Source organism: Trichocoleus sp. DQ-A1 (genome assembly GCF_039961955.1).
GTDB lineage: Bacteria > Cyanobacteriota > Cyanobacteriia > Cyanobacteriales > FACHB-T130 > FACHB-T130.
Genome location: NZ_JAMPKE010000024.1, coordinates 13,344 through 36,013, shown reverse-complemented (window position 1 = coordinate 36,013; position 22,670 = coordinate 13,344). Strand labels below are relative to the sequence as shown.

The 22,670-nt window shown below is 43.3% G+C and carries 6 protein-coding genes and 1 pseudogene; 6 read left to right on the top strand and 1 reads right to left on the bottom strand.

Annotation, left to right across the window (positions count from 1 at the left end):
* Positions 1 to 310: 310 nt before the first annotated feature.
* The 5 genes and pseudogenes from NDI33_RS19825 to NDI33_RS19805 all read left to right on the top strand — a co-directional run.
* A complete protein-coding gene (locus NDI33_RS19825) occupies positions 311 to 5,794 on the top strand; it encodes a S8 family serine peptidase (RefSeq protein WP_242033150.1) in 5,484 nt (1,827 codons plus the stop codon).
* 81 nt (positions 5,795 to 5,875) lie between these two features.
* Complete coding sequence (locus tag NDI33_RS19820) at positions 5,876 to 6,628, top strand: peptidylprolyl isomerase (RefSeq protein WP_190676079.1); 753 nt, start codon at positions 5,876 to 5,878, stop codon at positions 6,626 to 6,628.
* A gap of 317 nt (positions 6,629 to 6,945) precedes the next feature.
* Positions 6,946 to 8,115, top strand: a complete 1,170-nt coding sequence (locus tag NDI33_RS19815) for a glycosyltransferase (protein WP_190676077.1) — start codon at positions 6,946 to 6,948, stop codon at positions 8,113 to 8,115.
* Positions 8,116 to 8,280: 165 nt separating this feature from the next.
* Positions 8,281 to 9,609, top strand: coding sequence for an IS701 family transposase (locus tag NDI33_RS19810; protein ID WP_190676075.1), 1,329 nt, complete (start codon positions 8,281 to 8,283; stop codon positions 9,607 to 9,609).
* A gap of 442 nt (positions 9,610 to 10,051) precedes the next feature.
* Positions 10,052 to 10,228 (top strand): annotated as a pseudogene (locus NDI33_RS19805) (ParA family protein); the annotation flags it as partial.
* Positions 10,229 to 10,392: 164 nt separating this feature from the next.
* Here NDI33_RS19805 and NDI33_RS19800 read toward each other — a convergent pair.
* Positions 10,393 to 13,209, bottom strand: coding sequence for an efflux RND transporter periplasmic adaptor subunit (locus NDI33_RS19800; RefSeq protein WP_190676073.1), 2,817 nt, complete (start codon positions 13,207 to 13,209; stop codon positions 10,393 to 10,395).
* 382 nt (positions 13,210 to 13,591) lie between these two features.
* On the opposite strand from NDI33_RS19800, the gene NDI33_RS19795 reads away from it, so the two are divergent.
* The gene (locus NDI33_RS19795) at positions 13,592 to 22,588 is read left to right on the top strand and encodes an SBBP repeat-containing protein (RefSeq protein WP_190676071.1); all 8,997 of its coding nucleotides are present in this window, start codon (positions 13,592 to 13,594) and stop codon (positions 22,586 to 22,588) included.
* Positions 22,589 to 22,670: the final 82 nt, after the last annotated feature.

Genomic DNA, 22,670 nt, shown 5'->3' with positions numbered 1-22,670 from the left:
AAAACTTTGTTAGTAATAGTGTACAGCTTCTTAAAAGTATTTGTAGCTATTAGGCTTCTTGCAGGCAGTCTTTGAATTTTCTTCTCCAGCCATCCCCGATGCCTTGGTGAGGGGGCAGCACCAGATGTTTCGGTCTTAGCAAGAGGTAAATTGTTGTTGCCAGAAGTTTATTGGATACGAAAAAATTAATGACTAACTATTACGCCATTTATAGCGAGTAAAACGCATATTAAGGCACTATTGCTCGCTAATAAAATTAGGTGAGTTATTAAAGTCCACAAATTCACTTTCTCATTAGGCAAAATAAATCATGGGTTTGTTCAACTTTCTCTTCAAAAAGCATCCAACTGCCCAAGGTGGTCAGCCGCAAAAGGCTCGGTTCCAGTTCCAGCAAGAAACATTTATCCTTGAAACGATTCTGACTCCCAGTGGCATCGTGGATGGCGTGGATGATACTCCAAATCAAATGGTGGATTTGGACGCACAGGTGCTGGTCGATACTTTTGGGATTGATGTTGACCAGGGACTGGACGATTTCTCGGCGGTGGAATTGCCAGCTCAGGATATTGAACCCGTTGACTTTATCTATGAGAATGAACTGCACAACGATGTTCTGACTGCTTCCAGTTTAGTAGACTCTAGCCCTGCTTTTGAATTTGACTCTGGCACATTCACTGTGGGTGAGACAGGAAAAGTTAGTATTGATTTCTTATTTGACGGCGGGAAGTGGAAAGGGGAACTCGCCATTTTCAGCCTAGAGAGCATGGAGGACTTTGAACCAGGTTCCGAGGCGTTTATCCAAGAGGCAGCAAGGCGTGCCTTGAGTGATTCAACATTGGGTCATGTGGTAATTTCTGACTCGACTGAAGGAGCGAGATTTAGCGGCATTTTAGGAAAAGAGGTTGATTGGAACGCGGGTGAGTATCAAGGAGTAAGAACCTTCTCAATGCGTCCAGGAGATGAATTTGGCGTAATGCTAGTACCCAATGGTAAGGTACAACAAGTATTTAATAATCCCGCTATTGATGGGAATATACGTCCTTTGTTTTCCTTGGGAACTGCTAACCCTAATGATGCCTTTCATGTGGGGCAAATTGCGGATGTGACGGGGGATGGCAGTACCTTCGTGATGGAAGATTGGCGAATTGATGCCAAGTCAGATTTAGATTACAACGACTTGATTTTCCAGGTTCGGGGGGCGACCGGGGAAGCAGTGGATTTGGATGATGTGATCGCTCCGGCTAAAGATTGGCGCGGTACTAATTTAGGTCAAGCATTAATTGAATATGCAAAACCTTATGTCACGCCGGATAACCCAGCTGTAGGGGAAGTGGTTACTGACGATTTAATTGATGTCGTATTCGGGACTGACACTAACTCAGCTGTTGATGGTGATGATTTGGGAGCGATCGCGCCGGCAACCGAAGTTAATACCCAACCAACTGTAGTGGAAACAGTGACGAATCAGGGTAATAGCTCAGGAGCGATCGCGCCGGCAACCGAAGCTAATACCCAACCAACTGTAGTGGAGACAGTGGCGAATGAGGGTAATAGCTCAGGAGCGATCGCGCCGACAACTGGAGCTAATACCCAGCCCACTGCAACCAGTGAGGGGATGGAGACGATCGCACAGTCAGCCGATCCTGCTGTTGTCGAGCCAGAAATTGCCATTGTAGGAGCTACTAAAAATCCAGAAACTTTGGCTAACAATGAAGTTGAAGTAACAGCAACTCCTAGTAGTGAAGATACAGGTACATCTTCAGGCTTAGTGGATAACTGGTTTTCTCAACTCAACCAAGAGTTAGACAACCTAAATAGTGACGTGCAGAAAGAACTAACTACTCTTGGCACCACTATTTCTACAACCACAGGTGCTGTAAATTCCCAAGTTGAAGGTCTTAGGGCTACAATTGCGGCAACCGAAACGAGCATGAACACCTCGGTAGGATCTACGGGTACTGAACTCTCTGGTATTAAAAACCAAATGAATGGCTCAGTGACCTCTACAGGCAGCCAACTCGACGCTATTGAGAAGAGCCTAAACGACCAGCTAAAAGGAATCGAAACTAACCTGTCTGATGGTCAAACTCAGTTGAATAGCGGAGTAAATGATTTAAGCACTCAGCTTACTAACGATGCAGCCTCAATGAATGGCAAAGTTAACGAAGCTAAGAACAAAGAATGGTCAAACCCAACTGAGGCTTTTACCAAGCGGCAACAAGACCATGTTGTTGAAACTGTGGAACACCGCGGACGCTTTGACGAAATTACCACTCATATAGGTGGAACACCTGAGCAGAAGCAACAAATCTCTAGTGATACATCAAAACTGCAAACAGATAGAACAAATGCAATAAAAGCTGTAGAAACAGCGAAGGATAATGCTGTTAAAAGCGCCCAAACGCAGTTCAATACTCTGTCGGCAGATAAAAACAAAGTCATTGCAGATGCTCAGGCTAAATTAGATTCTTTAACGCAAGCTAAGGATGCTGCAATTCAAGAGGTAGAAAGTCAGTTTGCTGACATTACAGCTTCTATTAGTGATATTGATAAAAAGTTTGCTGATGTTCAAGCATTGAAGGACAATTTATTTGCTAATGCCTATGCTAATTTCAATGCTATAGAAACCCTCAAAAATGAGGTACTTACCAATACTCAGGAGCAGTTAAATGGTCTCTCTAACTCTTGGAGCGATTGGGTAAAAGATACTAAACAGCAGATTAACGTTTGGACGAAAATCACTGATGCCGAAGATCGCTGGTTCAATACAACTCCTACTAATCCAGCCCTAAAAGTTGGCTTGCCATTGATTGGGGTTATTGATACGGGATTTAGTGCCAACCATTCCGATCTTGACTATTCCCGGATTACTTTGGGTAAAGATTGGGTGGATGGAGATGACAATCCTTTAATGCTATTTGGTGAAGGAAAAGAACATGGCACCCAGATATTAGAAATCATTGGGGCTACCCGAAATAACGGTATAGGCATTAATGGCATTAATGATAAGTCACCGCTTTGGTTAGGGCGTGCCGTTGGTTCTAACAATTGGGCGCAGTCCTTAATTGAATTTGTGGATGCTGCCAAGGCATCGAAACAACCTAATGCGGTGGTCAATCTCAGCTTTGACCTCACCCAAACTAACCCAGATGGCAGCGTCACAACTCGCTACGAGTTGACACCTGTAGAACAGGCAGCTTTGACCTATGCCAAGCAAAATAACATCCTAATTGTTACTTCCACAGGCAACCAAGGCAGTACCATGTCTGCTCTTGCTCAGGCGACTAAGGAGTTTGACAACATCTTTGTTGTGGGGGCTGCTGAACAATGGCAGCGTGCTAATTATTCCAGCTACGGTGAAGTGGATTATGCCAATTACGGCAAAGGTGTAGATATTCTGGCGCAGGGTAGTGCTAGTAACGGAGCCTCCGGTACATCAGTGGCAGCCGCTAAAGTCACGGGTGCAGCTTCCTTAGTCTGGGCAGCTAATCCGGGTCTGAATCATACCCAGGTGATGGACATCCTGCGGCGTACAGCTACTGACCTGAATACCCCAAATTGGGATGCTCAAACTGGCATGGGGCTATTAAATATTGCTGCTGCCGTGCATCTAGCCAAGGCAACCAAGCCAGAAGTTTATATTCCCCGCGAACTTGAGTTAGTTCAGAACACACTGAAAGCCTACCAAATCCCAGAGGTTCACTGGCCTCAGTTCTACGAATACTACTACCGAGCAGAACTGGAGACTAAATTTACAGGCTCCAAGTTTGATTTTGTCAAATCAGTCTGGACAGAGCCATCATGGGGAGTTTCTTCTAATATTATTGCGGCAGAAAGAGCAACTGCAAGACAACGGAACCCAAACCCAGTTTTTAACGAATACTACGACAATATACCGTTCTCAGGTAATCCATCTAGGGGAGAAGCGGAGAGACACGCTCATAAAACAGCGAATGAACTTAGAAAAGCTCTAAAGTTACCTGATTTAGTCTATGTTCGTTATGTGGTTACATCAGGCGATGGTAGCAGCCGAGCCAAAGTCTGGAAAGAGATTGATTTAGATGCCCAAGTAGACTACAATCGCAAGGTAACAGAACTAAACGCTGCCAAGAAACGTGTTAAGGACATCGAGACAGAAATCGCAGAGACTGAAGCAGCTACGCAAAAAGAAATCGATGCTCTCACAGCCAAAATTGCGGCTACAAAGCGACAACTGCGAGTAGCAATTAGTATTGCTGAAAAAGGAAAGTTAGTTTATGTAAAAGAACTGAATGCTAAGCTTACAAGTCTTTACCAGCAGCTAGCTCAGACTTCTACCTTAGACTGGATAAGAAGAATTAATCTTCAGTTTTCAATTCAAAGTACTAATCAAGATTTGCAGGTGGCAAATCAGTTCGATGAGCACTCCTCTCAATCAAGCTTAATTGAGGAGCTTAAAAATAAACTATTGGGTCTAGAAGGACAACTAAAAACAACTCAAGAAGAAGCAGACAATCTCATTGCAAATCTTAAGGCTCAACTAAAAGCTGCCGAGAAAGACCTGAGCGGCAAAACTAAAGCTGTTGAGGATACAGTCAATAAAGCTAAAGACGATTTAGACAAAGAAATCAAAGATGCTGAGGCAGCAATTGAAGCGCGTAAGCAAGGATTTTTTGACAAATTGGGCGCTAGTGTCACGCAGTTCTCAAAAGACCTCAGCGAGCAAATCAAGAGCAATCTCAAGGGTGTAGACGTTGGTGCTGTCCTTGATGTTTTGAAGAAAATTCCAGTTGTCGGCACAGTTGTCAATGGTATTGAGGGATTGATTGCCCTTGTTCAAGGGGATTGGAAAGAGGTTGTTAAGAGCGGAGTCAATGGGGTACTAAAAATAATACCTGGTGGTTCTGCTGTTCCAGAACCGTTGGTCAATATCCTAATAAATGTCGGCTGGGGGATTATTAGTAAGGACTACAAGACAGCCTTAAAAGATGTCCTCAAAGAACTTGATGTAAAAGACAAAGTAGCAAATACTTTTGTAGATGTTGCCTGGGCAATGAAAGACGGTGATTGGAAGGATGTTTTAGGTGCAGGTTTGTCTGGGGCTGGGTTTAATAATGCTGACAAATTTGTGGGGATTGCTTGGGGTGTGATGAAGGATGGCGATTATAAGAAAGCTCTCACGGCAGGGCTAGAAGTTGCTGGACTGGACAAATTAGGCATCAATTCAAACCAAGCACAAGCATTTGTTAACTCTGCGATCGCTCTCAAGGATAATAATCAAACTAGCAAGGTTGCAGATGAATTACTCTTAGTTGGAGGTACACAGTTCGCTAATAGTTCTTGGGTGCGGGATCTTAAAGATACCGATCCCAATAATGACCGTGCTGCTGTCACTCAAGGGTTATCAGCCGTCGGCTTCAAAAATGTAGAGCAATGGGTGAACATGGCGTGGGATGTCAAAGAGAAGAATTATCTTAGTGCCATTTCCGCTGGGTTCTCGCTAGCTGGATTTACACAAGGCAAAGACTGGGTAGACATGGCGTGGAGTTTGCAGCGAAACGATTACCTCAAAGCGCTTTCTACAGGATTCAAAGTTGCTGGATTCGCCGAAGGCAAACATTTAGCCAAAGCTGCTGTTAATTTAAGAGAGGGCAAGTACTTGGATGCTTTCTTTGAGGGCATACGCATTGTTCCTGCTGTTGGAGATTTAATTAATGCTTTTGAGGCAGTAGGTGCTGGCAACTTTAGGGGGGTCGCCAATTCCCTTGCTAAAGTGGCTACTAATCCCACCTTGCTCAAATTGCTTGTTAGCTAGTATCGATGCGGGGCGGGTAAATTAGAAATAGTTGTAACCCGCCCTCACCAGTTCAAACGCCATTATTAACAAATATTCCCAATGGACATCAACAATTTTTTAACGATAGACGGTATAACTTTATCTTTAGAGCAATCCCTTGGCTATCTCCGCACGGCTGGTAAACTATCAACCGTTGTGTTAGAAATTGCCCAGCAGTATCTCTTAGAAAACGAAATCAAAGCTTTAGATATTTCCGAACCAGAAGCCGATATCGTAGAACAATTTATCCTAGAATTTCGCTTGCAGCAGCAATTAACCAGCCCTGAGAGCTTCCAGAAATGGTTAGTCACTAATGGCATTGGTTATGCTGAATTCAAGCATCAAGTTAACTTTCGCATAAAGCAAGAACATCTGAAGGAAAAGGTGACAACACCGAAAGTTCAGGAATACTTTGCCAAAAACAAAGAAGCACTAGACCGTGTTGTTCTCTCCCGTATTGTCCTAGACCATCCAGAAGTTGCTCAAGACTTAAAAGAGCAAGTTGAGCAACAAGGTGCTGACTTTACTGAACTAGCGAAGAAACACTCGATGGTTGATGATGCTGTGGTAGGCGGTGTGATGGGACCGATTATTCGCGCCCAGATGCCAGAAATCATTCGCAAGGCAACAGAAAATGCTCAACCAGGGCAAATCATCGGGCCTCTCAAAATTGAAGGACGTTATTGTTTGCTGAAAGTAGAACAGCTCTTACCTGCCTCCCTAGAAGGTGCCCTCAAGCGGGATTTAGAAACTCACCTGTTTGAGGAGTGGTTAAAAGAAAAGCTGCAAAAAACAAATGTACAGCTAAATTAACATTAACTAACTTATCTGTTTGAAATACAAGCTCAGAAGAGCTGCTGTATCGATTAAACAATGGCTCAATATAGATTTCAGGGAGCTACTTCAGCATATGCTCACCTAATTCTTACCAGAAAAGCCGTTTGTCTCTTATTTATTATTAACGGTTCCAAGCCTCCAAAGCTGTAATGCTTGCTAGCAAAATGTTTTAGATAATCTTAGCAGTTTCATCTCTCCGAAATGCATATTGAGTCTAAAGAATTCTTGTTTATGTTGTCCTTTTGGAGAGCTAAGGCACTCTCGCCACTAAGAGGGCAAACATCAATAAACCAATGAAAATAAAAGACAAGAAACAGCATTTTTATCTGTTATTTCCTAACATCTTTGGCTTCAAGGGAGGCATTCAAGTTTATTCTGCCTTCTTATTACAAACACTCCAAAGTCTGTATCCCTTAGCCAGGTACAATGTATTCCTCAAGTACGATAGTCAAAGCAATACTGATTCACAGTTTTTACAGCAAACGCAATTTCACTGTTTTGGAGATTGGCAGAAACAGCTTCAAAACCTTCTATTTGCAACAAAGACAATTTGGCTGGGAATTTGGCAGCGACCTACCCTGGTTATCGCCACCCATGTTAACTACAGCATTGCTTGCTACTGGCTAAAACGTCTGACGGGAATCCCCTACTGGGTTGTCGTGCATGGGCTAGAAGCTTGGAATCTTCAAAATCCATTGCATCAGGCTGCCTTACGCTATGCTGACCAAATTGTAGCTGTCAGTCAGTACACGCGCAATCGTTTACTCAAAGAGCAACAACTTGAGGGGAATAAGATTGCTGTTTTACCCAATACATTTTCAGCTAAACACTTTAATATTGCTCCCAAACCTAAATATTTGCAAAAACGATATAGGCTAAAGCCAGAACAGCCTATTATTCTAACGGTGACGCGGCTGGGACGTTCGGCAATATACAAAGGTTACGACCAAATTCTCCAAGCTTTAGTAAAAGTGCGCGATCGCTTCCCTGATATCCATTACATTCTGGTTGGGAAAGGTGATGATACCCCTCGAATTAAAGCTTTAATCAATAATTTAAATTTGCAAGATTGTGTCACTCTAACTGGGTTTGTGAGTGATGAAGAACTTTGCGATCACTACAATCTCTGCGATGTTTTTGCCCTACCTAGCATTGGTGAAGGGTTTGGAATTGTTTATCTGGAAGCACTGGCTTGTGGAAAGCCGATTATAGCCGGAAATCGGGATGGAGCAGTAGATCCCCTAGTTCAGGGAACTTTAGGATGTTTGATTAACCCAAATGATGTAGAGGCGATCTCGAAGAGCCTCATCCAAATTCTAGATGGCAGTCATCCTAATCCTTTAATGTACCAACCACAAGTGCTACGTCAAAAAGCAATTGAAAGGTTTGAGTTAGCTCAGTTTCGTGAAACACTATTCAAGTTAGTTGATAATGATCCACATATAGAACCAAACTGTATATAGCGGTTCTTATACGAGCGAGGTACACCAAAATCCAGTGTTATCAAGCTTTCCAGTTTTGAGACTGTACCTCACCCAACCGAGAACCGCTATATCCCTCTTCTGTCACTTTCCGAGTATTCTGAATAAAAGGATTAAAAGAAAAAACTCTGGAAGGTAAGCAGGACAATGGATTTAGAATTACAAATTCTGAAACATTTAGCAAGAGACGCCCACCCAACAGTTGCGCTCATAGATGAATATTGTGCGGAGTATCAAGATTTATTTAAAGAAGTGAGAAATTATGAGTGCTTTAAATATTTGCACTTAGGAATAATCTCCCCAATCAAAAGAAAATCATTACCAGAAATTGCCAAAGTAGTAAGTATAAACTCAGCCCAATCATTACATCATTTTATAGCCAATTCAGATTGGTCAGTCAATGAACTAAAAGTCCGAAGATTAAACAAAATCAAGAGAGCATTAAAGGGAAATAGAATTACGCTAGTAATAGATGAAACCGGCGATAGAAAAAAAGGTAAAAAAACTGATTACGTGGCTAGACAATATTTGGGAAACGTGGGGAAAATAGATAATGGGATAGTTTCAGTCAATGCTTATGGAGTTTACGCTAATATAACTTTCCCATTAATGGTCAAGGTATTTAAACCAAAAGGAACATTAAAAGAGTTAGATAAATATAAAACAAAAATAGAGTTAGCGTCAGAAATCATTACGGAAGTAATTGAATCAGGGTTTAATATTGAATTAGTATTGGCTGATAGCTTATATGGTGAAAGCAGCCAATTTATTGAAAAGATCGCTGAACATAACTTAGCTTATGTTGTATCAATTAGAAGTAATCATGGAGTCTGGCTGTCACCCGGTCAAAGCGTTAGAGCGAATAAGTGGTGTAAATTTTCCCGGACATTTAATAACCAAAAATCAGAAACTAGATATATCCGAGAAATAATTTATGGGGAAAAAAGAGCCATAACTTACTGGGAGATAACAACTGACCCAGAAACTATGCCGGAGAATTCTACTTCTTTCGTAATGACAAATCTTCAAGGTAATCTCAAGAAAACTTTAGGCGACTTATATGGATTAAGAACCTGGGTAGAGTATGGTCTCCGACAGTGTAAACAGGAACTAGGTTGGACAGATTATCGGTTCACGAATTTCCAACATATTGAGAGGTGGTGGGAAATTATTTTTGGTGTTTATACAATGATTAGCTTAAACTCTCCAGCATTTTTAAGATTAAAACAATCTCGTCAAATTGAGACTGAGGTACAAGAAAATCGGAAGATTAATTTTTCTAATCATCAACAATGGAATCATCAATGCGGATGGAAGAATACTTTAAATAATCTCCGTCTAATTATCCAACCACTTTTACTATTTTGGTTGATTCATCCCTGGCTAGATATTTTACCCAATTCTAAGTTATTGCTGGGATTTAATCATTTAATTGCTGCAATGAATCAATTTAAACCCGGTTTGGCTTCTGGATAATTTAACTGATTTACTACTTGCTTCCCCGGAAAGTGACAGAAGAGGGATATTTAGTAATAAATTATAACTTTTATGTGAAAATTAAGAATTTTTTTGAGCTTCAACCTTACTTTTGGGCTGATAAATATCTCCAAAATAAAAAATATGTGGTAATTAAGAAATGGTAAATTCGGTTTTAGGGGGTCTGAGTCATCAGTTATACATGAGACTTCCTACTGTCAGACCCGCTGCTACTGACTCATGCTTTGGCAACGTCCTCTTCCAATCAAGCGATCGCATCTCTGGGACGTTAATTATCTCAATTACCTCAAAAAGCTTTAACCGTCTCAAAATTTGACAGCATCAACGGATGTCTCCCTACACAAACTTTTTTAGTTCCTCTTTTTACCTTTTTGAGTACGCAAAAAGGTAAAATTTTAGATATTCAGCAACGTAAGTATCCATGATTATCACTGTAGCCTCGTTTAAAGGCGGCGTTGCCAAAACCACCTCAGCCGTACACTTGGCAGCTTACTTCCAGCAAAAGGGAGAAACCGTACTAATTGATGGAGACCCTAATCGTTCTGCTACCGGATGGGCTAAGCGGGGAAATTTACCTTTTAAAGTGATTGATGAAAGGTTTCGCAATTGGTCGTTTGCAACACCATGAACGTCTGTCGTACAGTTTTTGGAGTCATAAAATAGCTTGATAGCCTTGATTATTAAACTTTTATCCCTCTAGATACGTAACCGCGAAATGATTAACATTGAGCAAGCCGTACTGAAGAATCAGCGGGTTTTTATTTAGCCAATACCAAACAAACCAGGTTGCACCAGTTTCAGCAACTCCCGCTGTGCTTTTTTATATAGCGGCATTGACTCAGATTCAATGTGGCCATACCCCTTCATCCCCGGTTGCAACTGTAAATCTGGCTGGTCAATCAAAATCCGGACACTCAAAGTCGGTTTCGGTTCAGTTTCAGTTACCGCCACCGTTGACGAAATTTCTTGCACTTTACCTGTATATTTACGACCGCCAGCATCGCGAGGGAAAAACTTCACACTTGCTCCCACTTTCAGCAAATCTTTGTCTTCTTGGGGAACTTTAATACTAATACTCAGTTTATTCGGATTGAAAATTTCTAATAGCGGCTCACCCTCTTTGAGCAGGTTATTTTTCATCAAGTCAATTTTCTCAGCAATCACAATCCCCGCGGTCTCAGATTTTAACTCCAACAGTTTCTTCTTTTCTTCTCTTCTGGGGATTTCTGCCTCCATCTTGATAGCTACTTCCTGCTGGTTTTGAATAGCAGTTTTGGCATTTTCGACCTGCTGTAATATAGACTGCCGCACAGCTTGTATGCGCTTGAGTTCACCTTGCCGTTGAGCAAGCTGTTCTTGAAGCTGTTGTTGAATTGTTTCTATCTCAGATTTTTTAGTGGCTATCTGTTTCTGGTGTTTCTTATTGAGACTAGACAAGTTATCGACTTCTTTTTCTATATCTTCCACATCATTTAAAGGAATGATATCCTTTTCAGTTGATTGGTAACGCCTCAAACGAGTTTCGCTTTTTTTGAGTTGGTTGTTAAGCCCCGTTATTTCCTCTTCAATTTCATCTATCTGGGACTCTAATCCCCGAATTTGAGGTAAGGAATTCCCTTGCGCCATTTTCTCAATAACTTGCTCAACTTGTTGCCGAGCATTATTTTCATTAACATCAGCTTCTTTCACTTGAGATTGAAGGTTATTTAGCTGTTGTTCATAATTTTTTACGTTAAGCTTTGCTTGAGCTGCTTCCTGTTGAGCTTTAGCAATCTCATCTTCTAACTCTTTGCTGAATAGAATCGCTAGAGTTTGCCCAGGTGTAACTTGTTGGTTGTGGCTAACATAGATTTCTTCGACAATACCAGAGAGTTTTGCAGTAACCGCTTGTCGAGCATTTGTTGTGGAAGTAACTTCCGCTTCGCCAGGGACGGAATTAGGGACTTGAATCAATCCCAAACCACTGATACCAACAAGTACAGCACTAATGGTTATCCACTTTTTTAACGAGTTTGGCTTTGAAGTAGCGACGGAAGCTGGAGGTGTCGCAGGGGTAACTGAGGGTGCCGTGGGGAGAGTGGTGGTGGGGGGAACGACTTTTAGCTGTGGCTGCGGACGGGGTGTTGGTGCGTTAGAAGTCATAGTTTTAGAGGTAGATGGCCAGTAAAAGTAAATTGCCCAAAGTGTGAGTAAGATGATGGCGATGGTGGGAATATTCGTCAGCGTCCAACCTGTCACCAATCCCAAGAGACTACCGAAAACCAAAAGACTGTACAGTAAGCTGAATGGAGCGTAAGCTGCTAAAAAAGCTTTATCGCCTGGTTTTTCGTTGGTACTTCGTCCTTGCAGCAAGTTGCTATAGAATCCAAACGAGCGACTCCGCAGATTGTTGATGCCACTCATCGCAACTGCCAGATAATAGCCATCAAATTTGGATAGCGGATTAAGATTAACGGCAACAGTGAATAAAGCCGCCGCCATGAGTAAAAAGCTAGTCGTGTGCAGCCACATGGATGAAATCTGCCACATCCAAAATGCACTCGCAGCGATCGCTACCTGACAAATCACACCCGCAGCAACAACCAGTACCCGTTGTCTTCGCTTCACCAAACAGTAAGCATCTGTCGTGTTCGTGTAAGCAGCTGGGATTAAAAACATAAACATCATCCCCACTTCTGGGACAATGCCACCGTAATACTTCAGCGTGAAGGCGTGACCAAGTTCGTGGAGTGTCACTACCAACATCGCCAGAAGTCCAAAAGGCAGCATTAGCGAACTTCCCTGAGTTCTCATCAGCTGCTGACCAGCTAGTAAAATGTCTGGACTGTGGGAGAAAGCGATCGCGCTTGACCATCCCAGAAAGAAGCACAGCAATAAGGCAAAAGTCCGCGTCCATATCCAGTGCAGTTTATCAACGTGTCTGCTTAACCAGCGGTCAGGATTAAACAGGGACAGTTTGAAAAACAGTAGCTGCATGGGGGTAAACTTCCCTCTGGATGGCTTTTGTGGTTTCGTTCCCACCAGCATTCCAGTAGCAGCCAGTTGTTGTAGGAGTTTTCGCAACTCCTGAGTGCTGATATTGTATTTTTGGGCGATCTCTTCTAGTTGCCGCCGTCCCAAATCGGAAATTACTGCTTTACCCGTATCATCTACCTGGATAAACGTCACATCTTCTGGGTTGCGTAAAATCCAGTAGCCATCCGGGTGTTTAATCCACTGTACGCAGGCTTTCAGTACTGGCCCAGAAACTGGTGGCGCGGGACTTTCTTCGGTATCGGATAGCGTCAAAATGTCTACAGCGACCAGCTTTGAAAGCAACTGACTTACAAAGTCGGGGGAGATGGCATTGCCTAGCTGTTGCTGACAACGCTCTTGGACTTGCCCCACAGTAAACCGCCCAGTAAAGGATTGTAGAGCATAGCCTTCGGTGGCAGAAAATCGGATGCGTCGGTTCCCCTCAAGTGACTGGAGAACGAATTCGTCTGAATTGCGAAGTTTGCCCAGCTTCCAATCAGCAGTCAGGTCGGGACAAATCCAGTTGTAACTTTCTCCTGGAGCGAATCCATCCTCAAGATTCATGACCGAAAGTCCTACTTACGGTAGATGCGTAATTCCCAGGATAAACCGGAATCTTCAATAAAAGTAGTAAAGTCAAGAAAAACAGATTAATTGGTAAATATAGCTCGCTTTTAAATTAAATATCGATATTTATCCGAATATTTACTGATTGAACAGATTCTTTGGCACTGTAAGACGTGCAGCGTTTGCTTCACGCTAGCTCTATAAACTGTGGTGTAGAACTGGGCTGAGCTTCTCCACAAATTTATAATCTGGCTAGAGAATTTCCGTATTCTCTCTGATTCTTTAAAAAAAAACGAAAGTTAACTTGTATCAAGCCAGAGAATAATCACTGCAAATTGCTGGCGCTACGCAAAGTATTAGTCATCACCAAGGGGAATCTATGGGTCCGTTCAAGTTCTTCTCCAAAAAGCGTGCTGCGGCGATTGGATTTCAGCCCCAAAAGTCACCTCAGAAAACATCGTTGCAGACGTTTATTTTGGAGCCGATTTTGACACCCAGTGGTTTGTTGGACGGCGGGGATAGTATGCCTGACCCTGTGGTGATGGATTGGAACATGGATACGCTGGCTGATGTTGACCTACCAGAGATGGATGTCGATGCTGATGCAGCGAATGCGATCGCTGATGTCGATTTACCTGATGCGGATGGGGAAACAGATGCGACCGATACAGTTACTGATGTTGAGCTACCTGATGCGGATGGGGAAACAGACGCAACGGGAACGTTCGCAGCCAGTACGTATGAAATGGAAATTTCGGATGCAGACATCGAACCCGTTGACTTCTTCTATGGCGATACAGATGAATCACTGACGGCTATTGCAGAACCCAGCTCTATCGCTGATGTTGATCTACTGGATACAGATGCGACGGATGTGATCGCTAATGTTGACCTAGTTGGTAGCGATGGGGATACGGACGCTACAGACGCAAGTGATAATGTTGACCTACCGGATATAAATGCTGACGCAGATGCAACGGATGCGATCGCTAATGTTGATCTACCGGATATAGATACCAGCACCGATGCTACAGACGTAAGCGTTGATGTTGACCTAGCTGATATAGACGCTACAGGTGCAGACGCAGATCCTGAGATATCCGATGATGGCACCAAACCCGTTGATGTCATCTACAACGATGCAGACAACCCAGTAACAGGTGTTATCCAACCCAGCCCCCCCTTTAATTCTGGTGTGTTCACCGTAGGCGAAACTGGCGAGGTGAGTATTGATTTCTTATTTGATGGCGGTCAGTATCAGGGTGAATTAGCTGTTTTCAGCCTGGATGGGATGGATGGCTTTGAGCCGGGTTCAGAGGCATTTATTAAAGAAGCAGCTTCTCGCGCCCTCTCGAATTCCGAATTGGGTCATATAGCGATCGCTGACGCTACCGAGGGAGCTGAATTTAGTGGTATCCTGCCCCATGAAGGCAACTTTAATACGGGGGGATACCAGGGCGTTAAGACTTTCTCAATGCGTCCGGGCGACACTTTTGGGGTGATGCTAGTGCCTCACGGTACGGTGCAGCAGTTATACGATAACCCTGCTGCTGAGGGTTACGGGCGTCCGCTGTTCTCAATGACGACAGCCAACCCGAATGACGCTTTCCACATGGGACAAATTGCCGATGTCACGGGAGATGGCAATACCTTCGTGATGGAGGATATGCGGGTTGATGGCTGGACAGACAAAGACTATAACGATGTTATCTTCCAGGTGCGGGGTGCGACAGGTACAGCAGTACATTTGGATGATGTAATTGACTCTGGTAAAGATTGGCGCAGCACGGATATAGGTCAGGAGTTATTAGCTTACGTTACACTGACTGAGCCAGTTGACCCAGATCCAATTGATGTAGATCCAGTTGACCCAGATCCAATTGATGTAGATCCAGTTGACCCAGATCCAATTGATGTAGATCCAGTTGACCCAGATCCAATTGATGTAAATCCTGAACCAGTTGACCCCAATCCGGCGCTGCCAGAGTTTCCCAAAGCTAACCAGCCCTTAATTGGCGTTATTGACACCGGCTTCAGTAGTAATAATCTTGATATTGACTATAGCCGGATTATTTTGGGGCAAGACCGGGTGGATGGTGATGCCAACCCCTTGCTGTTAGGAGGTGAAGGAAATGAGCATGGAACCCACGTTTTAGGCATCATTGGTGCAACTCAAGATAACAGCGTTGGTATTGATGGCATCAACGACGATGCGCCCTTGTGGGTGGGACGTGCCGTTGGTTCTGGCAAATGGGCAGAATCGCTGGTTGAATTTGTGGATGCTGCCAAGGAGTCTGCACAACCCAACGCAGTTATCAATCTCAGCCTTGACTTGACTCAGGTTAACCCCGATGGCAGCGTGACTACACGCTATGAGTTCACCCCTGTTGAGAGGGCAGCGCTGGAGTATGCCCGTCAGAATGATGTTTTGATTGTGGTAGCCGCGGGAAATGATGGCGGCATTATGTCGGTACTGGGTCAAGCTTCTCAGGAGTTTGACAACATCATTACGGTAGGGGCATCTGAGGGATTAAACCGAGCTGATTATTCTAGCTATGGCTACGGTCTAGATATTTTGGCAGATGGTGGTACAACGGAAAATCCGGTGCTGTCCACTGTCGGTAATGGAGTGGGAACTATGGCAGGAACTTCAGTAGCCGCTGCCAAGGTGACGGGTGCAGTGTCTCAGGTATGGGCGTCGAATCCCGATTTAAGCTATCGCCAAGTAGTTGAGATTTTGAAATCAACAGCCACAGACTTGAAGACTCCCGGTTGGGATATGGAAACCGGGACAGGGTTGCTGAATTTAGCAGCGGCGGTGAGTGTGGCGCAGGTAACAACACCAGAAGAGTACAACCCCATAGCTATCACCATTCCAAAAACTTGGAGTGGTGATGGAAAAGTAAAAGCCACAGAACGAGCGGTTAATGGTCAGTCTGTAGCGCTTGAGTGGATCAGACAATTAGGGACACCCAGTCGTGATGCTTCCTATAGCGTAACAACAGACAGTGCTGGAAATGTGTATATCACGGGAACTACGAGTGGCTCTCTAGGAGGAGCCTATTCTGGTCCGGATGATGCTTGGGTAGCTAAATATGACAGCAGCGGCACCCAACAGTGGATTAGACAGTTGGGAATTCTTAGCGCTTCTTATGGGGTAGCGGTAGATAACTCAGGCAATGTATACATTTCTGGTGAGGGTATGGGAGACCCCCGGTTTGCTAAGTTCGATAGCAACGGGAATTTGCAGTGGAGGGAACTGTGGTTCAAAACTTCCTATGAGGAAAGCGCCTCTGATATAGCCGTAGATGTCTCTGGCAACGTCTACATGACAGGTTCTACGCTAGGCTCTTTGGGAGGAACCAACGTTGGCGGGCACGATGGCTGGGTAGCTAAGTACGACAGCAGTGGAATTCGGCTTTGGGCTAGACAGTTAGGAACTTCTAGGGATGAGCACTCCCACAGTGTAGCGGTGGACAGCTTAAGCAACGTTTATATCACAGGAACCACCGATGGCTCTTTGGGAGGAACCAATGCTGGAGGAGCGGATGCTTGGATAGCAAAGTACGGCAGTAGTGGAACTCTTTTGTGGAAGCGGCAATTAGGGACTGCGTCTACTGACCACTCCTATGGGATTACGGTAGATAGCTTTGGCGATTTATATATTACGGGAACTACCAATGGCTCTCTAGGAGGAACAAATGCTGGAGGATCTGATGCTTGGGTAGCTAAATACGACAGTAGTGGAACTCAACTGTGGAAGCGTCAGTTGGGAACTAACTCGGGTGACGATGCAGTTGACGTAGCCGTAGATAACTTAGGCAATGTCTATATTTCGGGAACCACCTATGGCTCCTTGGGGGGAACCAAAACGGGGATTTCTGATGCTTGGGTAGCTAAGTATGACAAAAGTGGAACTCAACAGTGGATTAAACAGTTGGGAACTCCCAGTGGTACCGAATCCCGCGACGTAGTAGTGGATAACTCAGGTAGTGTTTACATCACCGGACTTACTTATGGCTCTTTAGAAGGAACTCAAGCCGGAGGGGGTGATGTCTTTTTAGCTAAATATTCAAACGCTCCAGTCGATGACACACTCAGTACAGCTCACAACCTCGGTACATTAGTTGGTACTCAAACTTTTAGTAACTTTGTAGGTGATGCAGATATACAGGATTACTATCGCTTTAGTGTAGATGTTAAAAGCGAGCTGCGAGTTTTATTGAATGGGTTGAGTGCTAATGCTAATTTGGAGCTTCTGAATAGTAGTGGAATTACCCTATTGAAGTCTCAAAATACTGGTGATGCTTCAGATTTAATTACTACTACTGTTAATCCAGGAACCTATTATCTGCGAGTAAACTCTGGCAGTACTGGTGCAAATACAAATTACACGATGAATATTACAAGCACGCCCAGTACGCCGCCTGATACAGTTGGTAACGATATTAATTCAGCCCTTGATTTGGGGAATTTAAATGGAACTCGTACCTTCAATGAATTTGTGGGAGATACAGATCCCTATGATTATTACCGCTTTTCTTTGAGTAAAGATAGTCAGTTTAGCTTAGTACTCAATGGGCTTAGTGCTACAGGTACAGTTGCTAATCCAGATGTAACGATCTTCAGGCAAAACAGTGATGGTATATTTAGCCCATTTGGTGGCTCAACAGTAGTCAATGGTAGTAACACGATAGATGATCTTCTGCTTTCAGGGACTTACATAATAAGGGTTGGAAATGGTGTTAGTGCACCCATTAATAGCAACTACAATCTGACTTTAAATGCTACGATTTTTGATGCGGGTAATACTCCAGCAACTGCTAGAAATATTGGAATTTTAACGGGAGAAGGGTCTCGAAGTTTTAAAGACGAAATTGGTAACAGCGATTTACAGGATTATTATCGCTTTTATTTACCGAATATGAGCGATGTCAAACTTAATTTGAGTAATTTAAATAGCGCAACAAATGTTGAAGTTTTGAAGGATGAAAGCGGTACATTAATTCCTATCAAAACTTTAACAGGGCAGCAGAATATAGCTGACTTAGCATTGCTTTTGACAACGGGAACCTATTACTTGCGCGTTGCTCCAACTTCGAGTACCGATAGCACTAACTACGATCTAGATGTATCTTGGGCTTCACGAGAACCAAGGGATCTCAAAATTAATTTTGGTGGGACTTACGGCTCTGGGAAAGATATCTATGTAACTGGTAAGGTGTACGACCCTGATGGATTTAGCGATCTAGATAGAATATCTCTAAGAGTCGCTCTGGAAGGGGAAATTTATAAAGAGTATACGATTACTAATTTCACGCCCTCTAGCACTGATAGCCGTTGGGCAGAGTTTAGCTACAATTTAGGTCGTGTAGCACCAGGGACTTACGGATGGGCAGCTACTGCATATGACAAGTCAGGCGCTGTCTCTGGTACAACTATTGCCAGCAATAGTGTAGTTGTTGTCTATTCACCAGAGGATAACGCTGGCGATACTTCAAAAGCCGCCCGCAATTTAGGTACACTTAACGGTACTGTTACTGCCAGCGATTTTGTCGGTACTACTGACTTTAATGACTATTATCAGTTCACTGTACCCAGCACAAATCACTTTACAGGAAGAACCCCAGTCAAGATTAAGCTGGATGGTATGAGCGGTGATGCAGATATAAGTCTGCTGCGCTTAAACAGTGATGGAAGTATCAGTTGGGTTAGTAGTTCTAGTAGCTCAGGGACTAATGCAGAGAATATGACTGAGGAACTGGCTGCGGGTACTTACATCCTAAATGTATCCTCTGGCGGTGGCAAAGTTGTTCCCGCTAATCCCAATACTAACTACAACCTAAGCATATCAGCTCCTTCTGCAAGTACGCTTAGTCCCAATCAATCTATTAATAGCACATTAAGTAGTTCGGACTTTAACAATGATTTGTCTTATCCTAATAGGTTCTACGATGACTATTCGCTTGTAGGGTTTAATCCAGGTGATAATATTCGGATTACTTTGAGTTCTTCTGGTTTTACTCCTAAGCTTCTTTTACTGAAGGATTCTACACAACAATTAGTAGGCCACTCTACGACAATTATTAACGGAAATAGTACAGAACTTGAGTTCGTCATTCCTTCTGATTGGAATAATCGTATTCGCGTCACCAGTATGGAGGAGAATGCAACAGGTAGCTATACTCTCTCCACTGCACCAGTTACCTCAAGCAATAATATTAGTGGGGATTCTCGTTATCCTACCTTCAATTTGGGCAAATTAACGGGTAGCCAGACTGTCAGCAACTCTGTGGGTGGTTCTGGTGCAATTAACGTCGATTATCGATTCGAGCTTGATGCTACTAGCAGCTTTAATCTAAAACTCGATGGATTGAGCGAGAATGCAGATGTCAGTCTGGGACGACTAACCCAAAATGGTGACGGTACTAATACCTTTACTCTCATTGATGCTTCTTATAACCCAGGTACAGCCGCCGACATTATTAATCAACGTCTAGAATCTGGAACTTACGCTGTCCGCATTTCATCACCAGATAACGGTGCCAGCACTAACTTTAATCTGACTTTGTCTGCTAGTTCTCCTACTTCAAGCACTATTAATGGCTATGAAGTAAGCGGTAATTTCTATGACGTTTATTGGGATAACGAATTAACTCTAGGCAACCCTACCCAAAACGCCCAGTCTTACTCCAGCAATGTGAGTTATCAGATTTTTCAAGATGGCTCTATTGTCAGCAGTCCTTCTGGCACCTTTGTCCTCTATGGCGATATTCGTCAGCAGTATCTGAACAAGGGAGGTTTAGGTGGAGCATTGGGACTACCAACCAGTAATCCTAATGATCCGGGTGATGGAACCGTCAAACAAAATTTTGAATACGGCTACATTTTCTGGAATGGTGTTGCTGCTACTGCCTATATTACTGGCACTGGTAAGCCTGTCACTCCACCACCAAATCAAACAAAAACTGGTCGTGCCAATGAAGCTTTAAACTTCAGAAGCGCACCTAATACCTCTGCTGAAATTTTCAAAACTTTACCAGTCGGCACACAGTTTAAAATAATTAGCTCCGTTAGTGGCGGCTCTTACAATCCTGGTACTGGCGATCGCAATGACTGGTACGAAATTGAGTACAACGGTCAGCGCGGCTATGTTGCAGCCTACTATGTTGGGACTGGGGGTAGCAGCAGTCCTACTAATCCACCTTCTTCTACTCCTACTCCTGTTAAAAAGATTCTTCTCCAATCAAATCCAACACCACAGAATCCTCTCAAAGGATTCCGCCATCCTCTCTTAGGGGCTGGAACTGTTACACAAGGGCCAGGGGGTTCAACCTCTCATAATGGTCGTGCAGAATACGCTATTGATTTTGGTGTTCCAAAGGGTACTCCCGTTTATGCGATGCGTTCTGGCAAAGTTGTTGGAGTACGGGATATCTATCCTGATACGGGTGGCGGGCAGGATAAGGCTAATCAATTTAACTATGTTCTAATTGAGCATGATAATGGTTATCGCTCTGCTTATCTACATTTACAGCAAGACTTTAATGATCGAGTTGGTTTGAAGGTTGGAGATACTGTTAATGCAGGGCAGTTAATTGGCTACAGTGGCAATTCTGGGTGGAGTACGGGGCCACACTTGCACGTTGAAGTTCACAAACCTACTGCTGGTGGTTATTTTGGACAGACAGTTCCGTTTGTTATTGGTGGCGATACTGCAACCAACGATAATTCGAGTAGTGATGATGAAGTCAGCGATCCTAACGATATAGAAGTTGTCGATAACTTCATAGAATCCGTTGCTGTAAACTACCCAGGAACTTCAATTGAGCAGCAAGGTCGAGTAGGTTTCGTAGATCCTTACTTGTCTATGAAGATTCACCCCAGTCCTGGTTCAAGTCAGGTTTCAGGTACAAAACTATATTCTAACGATAGTATCTTTGTGGTTAAAGAACACAATGGTTGGTACTACGTTGTTAATAGCGTTGGTCAGGCTGGATGGGTTGAAAATTGGTATATTCATCGAAATCCTCCTGAGCAAGGTGCTTCCCTTCACAAGATTAAAGAATATAACCAAAGTACAGGTGAAGGAACTGCAATTGCAGTAGCAGAGAAGCATTATAAGCCAGAACAGGGTTACGATTTGCGGTTCTTTGTTAATGCGCTTGCTTACATGAATAAGGATAGCAACGCATTCTACTATCGCCAGAAGAAACCGAAAGCGCCTTGGGAGTTTTGGAAACCCGACGAATACGAAAATGTTTCTCTCAGCGGGTTTACAGATGAGCAATGGAAGAACATTGATTACAACAACATTGGTGTCAGAGCTAACCGTGAAATCTGGATTCCTAGCCAAACTTTTCTGAATCAACTAAAGGGTAAAGTCAGTTCAGGATCTATTACAGGAGGTTTGTGGGCGCAAGCAGTAGATGCTGCTAATAAAATACTGCCGGAATGGGCTAAGTTTGGTGCAGCATTCACAGGAGGGATACTTAAAGGTGCGTTTGATTCCTTTACTGGCATATTTACAGCTTTGGGTACCATAGTAGATGCTACTGGCAAGGCTGTTAATGCTGTCAAATGGGTTTGGAACAATTTCCAAAGTTTGCTCAGCGAACTAATGGCGAAAGCACCTGAAATTTGGGAAATTCTTAAGAAAGCTCCAGACCATCTTTTATCAAGTTTTTCTAAGGCATGGAACAATCCTAAGGTTTGGGAACGAGGTTTTTTTCAAGGTAAAGTGATTGGTGAGGTGGCTGCCGAGATTGCCCAAATGTTTATTAGTTTTGGTTCTATTGTCGCTGCCAAAGCGGCTCAATATGCCAGCAAATTCATGGGGCTGATAGAATGGATTACTGGACAATCTGATGTCTTTGCAAAGATTTCTAAACAGTTTGCTCTTGTCATTCCTACTGGAGCTAGTAGGTTTTTAGGCAAACAAACATTCAATGGTGTTTTGAAAAGGGTCAAGGTTGAGCTGCCTGATATACTAATCAAAAGAATAGCTATCACGAAAGTTCCTAAGAGTGTCTATGATGCGTTACGTAATAAGTTTAACAATTCAGTAGGACGTAAGTTTGCCATGAGTTTAGGTAGTGATCCGAATAAATTAGATACTCTCCGAAAAGCTGGCTTAAATGACGCTGATATCTTACGCTTAAGTAAGGGAAACAGACCCGATGGATGGGAAATACATCATAAACTTCCATTGAAAATTGGTGGTAATAATTCATTCGATAATCTTGTCTTAATCAAGAAGCATCCACATCACAAGGTACTCACCAACGCTCAAGACGATTTATCAAGACAAATGTCTGAGGGTGATGAATTAGTGGTTGATTGGCCGTCTCCAGAGGGATTTATTTATCCACTATAGATCTGTTAACAATGATGAAAGTAGGGGTTTACTAAATACAGTAAATCGATCTAGACTATAGATAACTGCCGTATTTTTTTAG